Annotated in this window: 8 protein-coding genes; 6 read left to right on the top strand and 2 right to left on the bottom strand. The window is 27.2% G+C overall.

All coding sequences use genetic code 4. The features are described 5' to 3' along the window. Position 1 precedes the first annotated feature (1 nt). From FG904_RS01010 to FG904_RS00985, 6 genes are all read left to right on the top strand, one after another. Positions 2 to 3,229, top strand: a complete 3,228-nt coding sequence (locus FG904_RS01010) for a type I restriction endonuclease subunit R (RefSeq protein WP_139592080.1) — start codon at positions 2 to 4, stop codon at positions 3,227 to 3,229. Positions 3,230 to 3,455: 226 nt separating this feature from the next. Then, positions 3,456 to 3,815 (top strand): hypothetical protein, encoded by a 360-nt coding sequence (locus FG904_RS01005; RefSeq protein WP_139592079.1) that lies wholly within the window; start codon positions 3,456 to 3,458, stop codon positions 3,813 to 3,815. A 10-nt stretch (positions 3,816 to 3,825) separates the two neighbouring features. After that, positions 3,826 to 8,382 (top strand): AAA domain-containing protein, encoded by a 4,557-nt coding sequence (locus FG904_RS01000; RefSeq protein WP_139592078.1) that lies wholly within the window; start codon positions 3,826 to 3,828, stop codon positions 8,380 to 8,382. 79 nt (positions 8,383 to 8,461) lie between these two features. Continuing rightward, positions 8,462 to 8,827, top strand: coding sequence for an ArsR/SmtB family transcription factor (locus FG904_RS00995; RefSeq protein ID WP_139592077.1), 366 nt, complete (start codon positions 8,462 to 8,464; stop codon positions 8,825 to 8,827). After that, positions 8,827 to 10,572 carry an ABC transporter ATP-binding protein gene (locus FG904_RS00990; RefSeq protein ID WP_139592076.1) on the top strand — a complete coding sequence of 582 codons (1,746 nt, stop codon included), beginning with the start codon at positions 8,827 to 8,829 and terminating at the stop codon, positions 10,570 to 10,572. Before FG904_RS00995 ends, FG904_RS00990 begins: the two co-directional genes overlap by 1 nt. After that, entirely contained in the window at positions 10,556 to 12,475 is a 1,920-nt protein-coding gene (locus tag FG904_RS00985) for an ABC transporter ATP-binding protein (protein ID WP_139592075.1), read from the top strand. Before FG904_RS00990 ends, FG904_RS00985 begins: the two co-directional genes overlap by 17 nt. A 23-nt stretch (positions 12,476 to 12,498) precedes the next feature. On the opposite strand, the gene FG904_RS00980 is transcribed toward FG904_RS00985, so the two are convergent. After that, a complete protein-coding gene (locus FG904_RS00980) occupies positions 12,499 to 13,755 on the bottom strand; it encodes a hypothetical protein (RefSeq protein ID WP_139592074.1) in 1,257 nt (418 codons plus the stop codon). Next, positions 13,733 to 14,149, bottom strand: coding sequence for a S1 domain-containing protein (locus FG904_RS00975; RefSeq protein WP_139592073.1), 417 nt, complete (start codon positions 14,147 to 14,149; stop codon positions 13,733 to 13,735). Before FG904_RS00975 ends, FG904_RS00980 begins: the two co-directional genes overlap by 23 nt. Positions 14,150 to 14,341 lie beyond the last annotated feature (192 nt).

Here is a 14,341-nt window from a genome sequence, read left to right as displayed (position 1 = left end):
TATGCAAAAAGAATTTAATATTGCAAATCAAAATCATTTTTCAGATTTAAATACCAAAGATAATGAATGAGTTATTTTAGATCATTTTACTTCTAAAATACCAAAAGGCAGAACTTATCAAACTGAACAACAGCTGGAAAAATTATTAATTGAGACACTTAAAGATCAAGGTGTTGAACATAAAAGAGATATTAAAACCCATGATCAATTATTACATTTAGTACAAACTGAAATTGAACGTTTAAATGGTGTTAAATTTAGTTCTTCAGAATGAAAAAGATTTTGTGCAGATTATTTACTAAAAGATTTAGACGAGCAACCAGATTGCGCTGAAAGAATTCAAAAAGATTCAATATATGATTTTAATTTTGACAATGGCGATAGCGTAAACATTAAATTAATTGACAAAACTGATATTTTTAAAAATAAAGTTTATGTAATTAATCAACTAGAACAAGATAGAGAAACTACTAAACATAATAGATATGATGTTACAATTTTAATCAATGGTATACCAATGATTCAAATTGAATTGAAAAAACGTGGTGAAAATATAGCCGAAGCTTTTAATCAAATAAAACGTTATCAAAAAGAAAGTTTAAATACTTTTCATTCTTTATATAAATATCTCCATATTTTTGTTATTTCTAATGGAACATTTACTAGGTATTTTGCAAATAATTACTCAAAATATGAAGATTCAATTAAACAATTGGATTATTCTAAAGATACTTCTGTATGAGCATTACTTAATAATCAGCATTTAAATGATTTAGATGATTTTGCACAAACATTTTTACAACCAAGAGTTATATTAAATATGATCATTAAATACACTGTATTTAATGTAGATAAAAAACTTTTAATTCTTAGACCATACCAAATAGCAGCATGTGAAGCAATTGAAAGAGAAGTTAGAAGAAAATTCATCAATAAAGATCACAATTCAAATGGTGGATATATATGACATACAACTGGAAGTGGTAAAACATTAACTTCATTTAAAGCAGCGCAGTTAATTTCAAAAATTAATGAAGTTGAAAAAGTTTTATTCGTTGTAGATAGAAAAGACTTAGATACTCAAACAATTAGAGAATTTCAAAAATTTAGCAAAGATTCAGTATCTGGTTCAAAAGATACAAAACAGTTAACACAAAACATAGAAAGTACAAGTAAAAATACAAAAATTGTAGTAACAACTATTCAAAAGTTATCGCACTTTATTAAAAACAACAAAAATCATCCAATTTTTAGCAAAAATGTTGTTTTAATTTTTGATGAGTGTCACCGTTCTCAATTTGGTAAATTCAGACAAGATATTCTGAAAAATTTTTCAAAAAATAGTTTATGTCAATTCGGTTTAACAGGAACACCTATTTTTGATGATAATGCTGTAATCAACTCAGGATTAACTACAACTGCATCAATTTTTGGTCAAAAAGATGCATTGCATAAATATATAATTACAGACGCTATTAGAGATGAAAAAGTACTAAAATTTAATATTGATTATGTATCAACTACTAAAAAACTTGCTCAACATTCTGAATTTGTCGAAACTGAAAAGAAAACAGATTTAAACTTTAATGAAACCAAATTATTAGATCATCCTGAAAGAATCGAAGCTATTACTTCTTATATTTTAGAAAAATTTAATGATAAAACAGCTAGAATTAAAACTAATGCTTCAAATAATTCAAAAAATGGATTTAATGCATTATTCGCTGTATCTAGCATTGCATCAGCTAAAAAATACTACGAAGAATTTAAAAGACAGCAAGAAAAACTTCCTAAGAATGAGCGTTTAAAAATCGCAATGGTTTATACTTTTAATCCAAATGGATTTGTAGACGAAACAGTAATAGATCAAACGGAATATTTTGATAAAAACGATTTTGAACAAGAAAAGTTTGATCAAAATACATACTATACAGAAAAAGAATATTTACAACAAGTCATCAAAGATTACAATGAATTAAACAACAGTAATTTTAGAATAGATGAATTTCATGATTACTACAGTGATGTTACAAAAAGACTAAGAGACAGAGAAATTGATTTATGTATCGTAGTAAATATGCTTTTAACTGGTTTTGATGCACCAACTTTAAACACTTTATTTATTGATAAAAATCTTAAATATCACGGTTTAATTCAAGCATTTTCAAGAACAAATAGACCATACAACAAAAATAAAGCACATGGTAATATTGTTTCATTTAGAGACTTAAAAAACAACGTTGATGAAGCTTTAAAATTATTTGCAAATGGGTCTAATTCAACAACTGTTTTACAACATAGTTACAAAGAGTTAATTGATGGATACATTGACCATGAAAATGATAATAAAGAAGTAAAAGGTTTCTTACAATTAAATAAAGAATTAAAAGAAAAATTTCCAAATCCTGGTCCTATAAGTTTCTTATCACAAACTGAAGAAATTGAATTTGTTAAGTTATTTACTGAATTTCAAAAAGTATCTAACACACTAGAGTTTTTTGATGAATTTCAAGAACTAAAATCAACTAATGATGAAATTTTAAGCGAAAGAGAAATTCAAGATTATAAGAGTTTATGAAATGAAATCAGAAGAAAAGCTAACGAGGAAAAAGAAAGACTCAAAAGAGAAGACCAAGTAGAACATGATAACTCAGTATATGGTGAATTAGAGTTTTCTGTTGAAATCATTCGTACAGATTACATTAATCTTGAGTACATTCTTAATTTAATTAATCAAAAATTATTTGAAATTATTGAAAGAATTCATGGTAAATTAACAATCTCATCAGATGAAGAAAAAGCAATTAATAAATTGCAAGATGGTTTAAAGCAAGAAATTGAAAACCTATTAAATATATCTGTTGATTTTGTAAACAAGAGAGATTTATTCAAAGAATACATTTCATATTTACTTGATAACAAAAATAAAATCAAAAACAATAATGATTTTGACATTCATAAACACTTTACTCAATGAATAGAACAAAAACTAGAAAAAGAAGTTAACCAAATGATTCAAAAATTTTCTTTATCTGAAGAAGAAAATAACTGAAAAGCAAAAGATTGATTTATCTATTACATCAAAGAAAACAAAGAACCATCAGGTAAAACAAAAATTTCTAACTTTGTAAAAAGAAGTTTGCTTACAAAACATTCCACAATCAGAAAAGTTAAAAATAAATGTCAAGAATTAATGAATTTATTTAGCGACTTATTCAAATCATACTAATAATGTAAATACCACTAAAAGTGGTATTTTTCATTTTTTTATAAAAACTAAAAATAAGCCTATTGACGCTACAAAAATACTTTTATCACAGTGACATAGGCATAAAAATATTTGTTAATACATTATTTCCCATTAATTAATTACACAAAAACACCCTAAAACAAGTACTTAAATACAGTTTTAAATATTAATTTTAATCCCTTTCATATTTAGATATAATCTAAATATGATTAAGAAGAGATTTAAAATATGATTTTTAACAATCATTACGTTTGGACTGATTAGATTAAAATGAAAGAACATTCAAAATAAACAAAAAAACCTTGTTTTTCAAAATGATAAATTACCATTTGAATTTCAAGATTTTTTAAACTGCTTTTCTAACACTGAAATTATTAAAGCAGATAGAACTTTAACTAAAATTACTATTTTTGTAAAACAAGCTAAGCAAATTGATTTACAGACTTTAAAAAGTCTTAAAGGTATAAGTGGTTTATTTGTCAAATCAGATTCTGTTTCACTAATTACAAGCGAATACACACAAGTAATTTATGAACAAATAATTAAATTTATTGAAGCTAAATAGAAAGGACAACATGATATCTCAAAGAGAAAAAGATGAACAAAATCAAATGCTAAGGAATTTGGAAACAAGTGCTAATTTTGCTACAAGTTCCTTAGCATTTACATCACTAGATAATGAAGATTATTTTGACTTATACAAATATTTAGGTGCTGAAACTTTTGCTCAAGTTTACAAACAAGAAGAATTTAATGTTGACTTAAACAATTACCCATTACACCGTTTAATTGAAGCAATTGAAAGAATTAGTAATTATGAAAACTTATTTGAATTTATTAAAAGAAATTCAAATGAAATTGCAGAACATAATATTTCATACAATATTTATTCATTTGAAACAGATTTTGATAATCAAAAGAAATTACTTTTAAGTAAACTAAAAGAAAAGTATCAAAAGTCAATTGTAGTTTGAAAAAAACTATATGACAAAGTTTTAAAAGAAGAGTTAGGTAAAAGTGAAAAGTCATTACACATTGGTTTTGGTTTTGTAAAAGTTCTTTTAGGTGATGATGATAAATCTATTTCAGTTTATGCTCCTTTATTTTTAAAAGAAGTTGAAATTCACTTTTATGGAAGTGCTCCAAAACTAATTTCAACTGATGCTGAAATCAAAATTAACCGTCAATTAATTGATTTAATTAATGCTTCAAATTTTGCTTTACATTTAAACAACGAATTTGAAATTTCAACCATCGAACAACAAATTCATGAATTTTCAAACGGTTCACACAACAAAGTTTTTAACATCCCTGATAACTTTATTCAAAAGTTTCATCCATTTAGCAAAGAAGAAATTACAAACACTAACTTAGAGTTTTACCCAGGGTTTGTACTAGGGACTTATCAACCTTGATTTGGTTATGCAGCTAAGAGAATGAAGGAAATTCTAGATAACGGATACTTTTGGAAAATTTTACCCGATGAAGTTGATCAAAGTAAATTCGAAAAGAATCTAGATCGTTTATTAAGAGAAAACGCAAGTGTTCAAAGAGTTAACCCAGCTGATTATGGACAGATTGAAGCAATTGTTAGTGCGCTGCACCAAAACACGATTATTCAAGGTCCGCCAGGAACTGGAAAATCACAAACAATAGCTAATTTATTAACCAATATTATTGTCTATGGAAAAACAGCATTAGTTAGTTCACAAAAAACAATAGCTTTAGAAGTTATTTTAAAAAGACTAGGTGAACTAAGTTCTTTTGCTTTATATTTACCTAATAATGCAAATAACAACAGATATAAATTCTATGAAAAAATAGACCAACACGTTCAAAACATTCATTCATTTAACGATAGTATTTCATCTGAAAACAGACTATTAAATTTAGTTTCAAAAACTGAAAATCAGTTTATTCAAGAAGTTAGCGAATTTTTAGACAATTCAGTAAATGTTGAAGCATTAAAAGCTTATTACTATATAGCTAAACATAAACCTGATTTTAATCAAACAACAGATATTCAATTCTTTTTATCACTACCAAGAGATTTAAAATACCCTGAACAAATTGAAGTATCCAAAACTAGCAAAGACTTAATTGAACTTAATGGATACAAATGATGATTCTTTTTAAAGAAATATCATGAATTAAAACAACTGGGTGATCAAATTGACAAAAACTTACCTAATTTCAACGGTTCAATAGGTGATGTTTTAAAATTCTTAAACAAAGTTGGGTTTAACAACTTTGACAGCGAACACAGTCCATATTCAAAAATCTCTAACTTAATAGATGTTGAAGTTACCTTAAAAAGCACAAGTTCTGAAATTAGTGATATCAATCACTTAAAGTTAAAAGCTTATCGTTTAGTAAGAAGGCTTTTAGAATGACATTTAAATGGTAAAAAAGAAACCTTTTATAAAAGTGATGAATTTTACAAAGCACATCCAAGAATTGAAAACTTCAGAAACCTTTATAGTGCTTTTAAGCAAAAAATAAAAGACAAACCAAAGAATATTAGTGGTTTTATTAATCAATATCTACCAATTATTAAAATTATTTATCCTGTAATAGTTTCAATTCCTGAAGCTGATTTATCAGGTTGAAAAGCTAAAGAGTTTGATTATGTAATTATTGAAGAAGCTTCTCAAATTTTCTTTGATCTAGGATTGACTTTGCTTTACTTAGGAAAACGTAAAGTTATTGTTGGAGATCAACAACAAATGCAACCAAGTCAGTGATTTAATCAACGTAAAGTTGGTGATTCTGTATACGAATCAAACAAATCAATTCTAGAATTTGCGCGTGGAAGCATATTTAATGTTATGTTAAATCGTAATTACCGTTCAAATAATGCTGCACTAATGTCTTTCTCAGCTAAACATTTTTACAACAACAAACTTGCAGTAGCTGATAAAGCACAATTTATTGGACGTAATGCAATTGATGTTTATCAAGTTGATGGAACATGAGAAAATAGTTCAAACATTAAAGAAGCCTTTTTAACTATTTCTAAAATTTACGAAAATCTTAATGACCATAATTCATTAGCTGTTTTAACAATGAATGCAAGTCAACAAGGTTTAATTGAGGCTTTAATTATCAAATATTTTCCAGATTTAAACGAAGCACTTTTGAGCAATAAAATCATTTTAAAGAACCTTGAAAATATGCAAGGAGAAGAAGCTGATGTTGTTATTATGACTTTAGCTTATGACAAGACAACAAAACTTCTAAATTCATACATTGGACGTATTTCAGGTGGGGCTAACTCATTAAATGTTGCTATTAGTCGTGCTAAAGATAAATTAATAGTTATTAAAAGTATTTATGCAGATGATATCAGCCCAATAGATGCAGATAATTCAGAAGGATTAAATATTTTTAAACAATGACTTGAATTCTTAGAAAAACCAAATTCTGAAAAAGTTAAATACTCATCACTATCATCAAAACAAATTAACCTAGAATTTAATCATGCAACAAATGCTTTTAAAAACATTGTTTTAAGCCATATCGAAGCTTTAATTAAAAACAATCCTGATTTTGAATTACTGGTTGATTTTCCAGTTGGAACAAATAAACTTGATATATTTGTTAAATATAAAAACACCAAATATCTAGCAGTAGTTTTTGATGATTTTAACTATCACAAAGATTACTTTAATTATGTTAAAAAATATGATGATATTAAATTCTTAAACAACAAAGGTTACGACGTTTATGTCATAAACCCAATTAACTGAGTTTGAGAACAAAACAACATCACAAAATTATTTAGCGAACAAAATATCGAATTATTTAATCAAAACGAGTTGCAACAACTGGTTTCATCAAACCCAAATAACAATGGATTAAAACTGATTGATAAAGTCAATACAGTTTATTTAACTCACTTAAAAAATCTTTCGATTTCTGAAATAAATGATTATAATAATATCGAACAAAACGATGTTTCAACAGTTGAAAACTTTGAACAAATCGTAGATGCTGACCTTAACGATGAATTTTATAATTCATCACAAGATTCACTAAATTATAATGATGATCATATTGATAATGAATTATCTTTAGACAACTTCGACTCTGTGTCTGATTTAAACTTAGATATTCAAAACGAAACTTCAATTTTCACACAAATGCAAGACGGTCAAACGTTGGATATTTTTAACACTAATAAAACCGAATTTGACTCAGATGTAGTTTTAGAAAGTTTTAATCTAGTTGATTTGGAAATTGAAAATAATCATGGTGACCAAAACACAAGTTTTGAATATCAACAACAAGAATTAAGTATTGATGATATTTTTGGTCAAACAAATGCTCAAGAAAATGACTCAATAGAAATTAATTCAGACGAAGCTCAAGACGAAGCTCAAGACGAAGCTCAAGACGAAGCTCAAGACGAAGCTCAAGACGAAGCTCAAGACGAAGCTCAAGACGAAGCTCAAGACGAAGCTCAAGACGAAGCTCAAGACGAAGCTCAAGACGAAGCTCAAGACGAAGCTCAAGACGAAGCTCAAGACGAAGCTCAAGACGAAGCTCAAGACGAAGCTCAAGACGAAGCTCAAGACGAAGCTCAAGACGAAGCTCAAGACGAAGCTCAAGACGAAGCTCAAGACGAAGCTCAAGACGAAGCTCAAGACGAAGCTCAAGACGAAGCTCAAGACGAAGCTCAAGACGAAGCTCAAGACGAAGCTCAAGACGAAGCTCAAGACGAAGCTCAAGACGAAGCTCAAGACGAAGCTCAAGACGAAGCTCAAGACGAAGCTCAAGATACTGATAATGAACTATTAGATATTAATTCTTTAGAATTCGAAGACAGCTGAGATGATGAAGAAGAAATAGAGAGTCAAGATTCAGTTTTTGATATTTCTGAATTTAATGAAAATGAATTTTCAAATCAAAACGATAATGACACAAATGATAGTCAAAATTTTAGTGCCACAGCATCAACCGATACACAAGATGATTTTTCAACAGTTGACAAATTGAAAAATCAATCACTAACTAATCCAGAAAATGATTATGATGAAAATGACTACATCATGACATTTGACTCATTTGAGTCAGATGATTTAGATGACATCTTTAATCAAATTGATAAGTCAGTTAAAACAGACAACTAAATTCAAAAAAACGTATAAAACAACATTTATTTTTATTTTTTATTAAAGCAATTAAAAACAAAAAACGAAAAGAGGTCTTATGGAAATAACGGAACTTTTATCTGTTTTATCTAAAGACGTAAAATTAAAACTGATTGTTCATCTATACACTTGTCATGAAAAAGAATGTGACGTTCAACTTTTAGCTGAAATAATGCAAGAAAAGCAAGCTAATGTCTCAAAACACTTAAGCAACTTGCGTCAAGCTCATATTGTTGATGTTAAAAAAACAAAAACACATGCCTTTTATTTCATCAATAAGGATTTTGCTAAAAAATACGGTAATTTACTGGAAGAAATTATTGAATTAGGTGATTTTAAACAAATCAGTTGCAAATGCCAAGATGATGGACATATTAATGTTCATTACCATTCACATCAACACGAATGTATTTTTAACAAATAATGAAACAACCAAAATACACATTCTTCGCTGCTACAAAAAATGCTAGATTACTAGCATTTTTATCAATTATTATCATCATTGCAGAAGTTGTAATTCAAGTTTTTATGCCTAACAGAGTAGGTTTAATTATTAATGAAGTTACAAACAAAGGTGATGTCAATGTAATTTGATACAATGGTTTTATATTAATTGGTCTAGCTCTAGGAGCACTTTGTACTGGTTTAATAGCATCATTTTGTTCATCTAAAGCTACTTCGATTTTTGCTAAAAATATTCGAAATTCGCTTTATAGCAAAATTCAAAGTTATTCATTTAATGATATTGATAAATTTTCAACTGGGGCAATTTTAAACAGGCTAAATAATGACGTAAACAATGTTCAATTAGCATTTATGATGATGATTAGAACTTTTGTTCGTTTACCAATTTTATTCATTACTGCTTTGATTTTTTCATTAAATCAAAGCTTAATCTTGTCAAGTATTTTCTTAGTTTCAATACCACTAGTAGTAATTTCATTTGCTATAGTGTCTTATAAGTCTTATCCAAACTTTAAAAAACTTTATAAACAATATGATTCATTTAATAGCAAAATACAAGAAAATCTATCAGCCATTAGAACAATTAAGTCATATGTTAATGAAGAAAATGAGTTTGCTAAAATCAAACATTTAAGTGAAACCTTAAGAAACATGAGCATAAGAGCAGACAAAATAGTTGCTTGAAATTCACCAGTGATTACATCAACTATTTTTATGAGCATGGTAGCGCTCGGAACTATTGGAACTTATGCTTTTTTAGGTAAAAAAATGGAAATTGGAACAATTGTTGCATTTGCTTCATATATTTGAATGGTTTCAGGTTCTTTAATGGGTATGATGAATGTTTCAAGTCTAGTTTTAATGTCTATACCGAGTGTTAAACGGATTAAAGAAATATTAAATCATAAGGTAAATATTCAAAATGATCCAGATGCATTTAAAGTTCAATTAGATGGCTCAATTAAGTTTGAAAATGTTAACTTTAAATATGTCAATTCAAATTTAAATGCTTTATCTGATTTTAATTTAGATATCAAGCCAAATGAAACGATTGGAATCATAGGACCAACTGGCTCAGGTAAATCTACTTTGATTAATTTAATAGTCAGATTTTATGATGCATCAAGCGGTCAAATATTGCTAAACGGAGTTGATATTAAAAAACAAGAACTTAATAACTTAAGAGAACAAATTGCTTTCGTTACCCAAGAATCAACCTTGTTTTCAGGAACAATTAGACAAAATCTTTTATGAGCCAACCCAAACGCCAGTGATGATGAATTAAACTTAGCTTTAAAACAAGCTAATATTTATGATTTTGTTAATGCTCTACCTGAAAAATCAGACTCAAGAGTCGAGCAAAAAGGACAAAACTTTTCAGGTGGACAAAAACAACGTTTAAGCATTGCTAGATCATTACTTAAAAAACCAAGAATTTTAATTTTAGATGATGCTACTTCAGCAGTAGACTCTAAAACAGAAAGGCAAATTCAACAAGCTCTTTCATCGCTGACAGACTGCACCAAAATTATTATTGCTCAAAAAATATCATCATTGAAAAATTGTGATCGCATCATTGTTTTAGACGATGGTAAAATTCAAAACATTGGAACACATCAACAACTATTAAATTCAAATCAGTTTTATCAAGAGCTTTATCAACAACAACAAGATTTAGGAGGTTTAAGTGAAACTTCAAACTAAATCTAATAATAAAAAACATCTAGACAATTCAAAAAAATCAACATTCAAACGTTTATTCGGGCTTTTATGAAATGCCAATAAATATCAATTGATGCTAGCAATTTTCTTAATTGTTTTAGCAGCTTTAGGAACTTTATATATTCAAATCTTTATTGGTAAAGTTATTATCGGTTATTTACTTAATGAAGGTAAAGAAACTGCACACACATTTAACTACAACAACTTTCATTGAATAATTACTGGTTCAGTTTTATTTTTATTAATCAGTATCTTATCAAGTTTTATAGCCACAAGAATTATGATTACCATTACTTATAAAATAATGGCTAAATTAAGAATCGATTTATACAAACACGTTCAAAAATTACCGGTAAAGTTTTTTGATATTAATTTAAAAGGTAAGTTAATTTCAAACTTTACATCTGATGTTGACACCTTAAGACAATTTTTATCAAAAACATTTCCAATTGCTTTTCAATCACTAACAACATTGCTAATTTCAATTGCTGTTATGTTTTGATTAAACTGAATGCTTAGTTTAATCATGGTTGGATTCATTTTACTAATTTTGGTTTGTTCGATTGTAATTAGTAAATTCTCAAGAAAATTCTTTAGATTAAAACAAAAATCAATTGGTGATTTAAACGGATATGCTGAAGAAATGATTTCAGGAATTAAAACAATTAAAATTTTTAACCAACAAGAAAACTCAGCAAATGCATATTCAGATTTAAATAAAAAATTAGCTAAAGTAAATTTTAAATCAGAATTTTTAGCAAATGTAATATGACCGGTATCACAAAATATAGGTAATATCGCATATGCAACAGTGACAATTACAGGTGGATTAATGATTTTCTATTCTCAAGACAATGGAGTTGCATTTGGTTTAACAGTTGGAATTTTAATTTCATTCACTCAATTCGCGCGTAGTTTTTCAGGGCCAGTATCAAGCATGACACAAAATGTTAATTCAATTATTTTAGCTCTAGCTGGAGCTAGAAGAGTATTTGAAGTATTAGACCAAAAACCGGAAACTAACGAAGGAAAAATACAATTAGTCAAACTAATTAAATCACACGGTAAATTCAAAGAAATTAAAATGAATTTAAACGTTGGTGAATATGCTTGAAAATGATTTAACCCAATTACACGTCAAAACCAATACACCTTCTTAAAAGGTGAAATTGAATTTAAAAATGTTTGATTTAAGTATCATGATACTTACACTTTAAAAGACATTTCTTTTAAAGCTAATGCAGGTCAAAAAATAGCATTAGTAGGAGCTACTGGTGCTGGCAAAACAACAATTATTAACTTACTTTGCCGTTTTTATGAAATTGAAAAAGGTCAAATTTTATATGATGGTATTGATATTAAAAATATCAATAAAAAAGCTTTACGTAAATCTTTAGGTTATGTTTTACAAGATCCTTATTTATTTTCAGACACTGTTAGCAATAATATTGCTTATGGTTCAGATGAAATTGATGATGATACTTTAAAAATGGTTGCTGAAGCTGCTAATTTAGAATCACACTTAGCTAAATTGGATTCTAAATATGACACAGTTTTAACAAACTCTGGTTCATCACTATCACAAGGCCAAAAGCAACTTCTTTCAATTGCTAGGGTTAATTATAAAAACCCACCAGTGTTAATTTTAGATGAAGCTACTTCAAATGTTGACACTCATACAGAAGCAATAGTTGAAAAAGCAATGCAAAAATTAACTGAAAACAGAACTTCATTTATTATTGCTCATAGATTAAGTACAATAGTTAAATCCGATTTAATTTTAGTTTTAGAAAATGGGCAAATAATTGAATCTGGTTCTCATGCAGATTTATTAAAGCAACAAGGTTATTATTACCAACTTTGACAATCAGTCAAAGCGAATTAAAAAAGTCCCTTATGGGACTTTTATTATGCAAATGGATCAATATCATTAATTACACAATAATAAATTCTACTTCAGTAAAGTAGGTTAATTAGTTGACCTAAAGCAAATTCAGAATTTGAATTAATTTCAACTGTAAAAGAATTTAAAGTGTCGTTAAAACTATTTAAATAAGTACTAAAAGTTTCATAACTTGAATTTTTAATCTGGTTTACAGTGTAATTTTTAATCTGATCGATTAAATCATCGTTTTCTATATTTGATGATAGTTGAAAATCAAAACTTTTATTTTTAACTACTCAAAAACTAGCTAAAGTGTAAATCGGGCCAGAAAGCAAATTTTGAGCATATGTATTAATTTGTTTTGGAAAAGAACAGTTGGTATTTAAAATATTTTGTGCTAAAGTAGTTTTATTAAATAAGTAAGCAAAATAACCTAAAAAATTGTTTAAGCTAGTGTCATAGGCTATTAAGTGATTCATAAAAGTTGAATCTTCATTGTTTTTAAAATTATTATTTAAAATCAAAGCTAAATCCAAGGCTTTGTTAAAGTAAATATCAAATTCAGATAAACTTTCAGATGCTTTAGCATAACCTTCAATTACTTTTTGAACATTAATGCCTTGCAAAGCTAAAATCACTAATCCTATTTCGCTTAGCAATGAATACTGCGGATGAACGTCATCTGAAACAAACAAACAATTTTCACGTGGTACATTTAAATTTAATGTGTCAACATAACTGATTGACCGACCGACATAAAAAATAGATTTTTTAATTAAAAAATCACTTGCATACCTATTAAACTGGCTTAAAAAGTTTTTAATTGAGTTTAAATGTGCTTTTTCAGCACCAAAGCTATCTAAAAACAGTAATCCAACAGTTTCTTTGTTGTTTTCGTTTAATTCTTTAGTAATTTGGCGATTAATTAGCAAATCATTTTGTGATTCATTGACAAAAACCAATCTTATTTTTTTACTTTTATCAAAGTCATTTAGACCTAAAACAAAATTTATTGAAGCTTCTATTGCTTTTTGAATTTCAGGTTTAGTTCATATAATTAATAAATTAATTTGCTTTTCATAAAGCAAATTACAAAACTGAATAATCCGTTCATAACCATTTATTGTAAAGTTCAAAGTAATGTCATCGAAACCTAAATATGATGAACCTTTGAAATTCAAAGATTGAACCTTTTGAATAATTGTATTTGATAAGTTAATATCATTAGCTATTTGCTGTTGGGTTTGATAATAATTTTTAATTATTTTGATTTGATTCATGACATTTTTCTAATGCTTTAGCATCTAAAAGCACTGATTCTATGGTGTGTTTGATTAAATTATTAAATCCATTAGCTGTTTCTTGTAATTTAAGTGGTGCTTTCTTTTTAGATTTAGTTTTTGTTTGTTGTTTGTTTAAATAATTAGGGTGATTTTGTTTAAATGAACCAATTCCATGGTTTTTAGATTTATCAAAATGAAGCACTATAAAATTGATGTAATCACCTACTTTTAAGACTTCATTAACTTTGTTTTTATTAAAATCACTAACCTCATTTTTATAAATTACAAACTTAGTTTTGAATTTATTCATCACTACTGCAAACTTAGATCCAGTTTTAATTACTTTAGCTGAAGCAACTTCTCCAACTTTATACACTTTCTTTTCATTCATATGCTAATTATAAAATAAAGATATTACTTTTTCCTTTATATTTTTCAAATTTGTTATATTATATAAACAATTATTTACGAAAATAATTTGAGAGTAGATTTGATAAAAATTACTTTTATGCCTGAAAATAAGACTTAAAAGTAATTTTATAATGTAGATTATGTTTTCAAAGTTGCACATGCATGCAATTTT

The organism is Mycoplasma nasistruthionis, from assembly GCF_006228185.1.
GTDB classification, from domain to species: domain Bacteria; phylum Bacillota_I; class Bacilli_A; order Mycoplasmatales; family Metamycoplasmataceae; genus Mycoplasmopsis; species Mycoplasmopsis nasistruthionis.
This window is presented reverse-complemented; position numbering and strand designations above follow the sequence as displayed.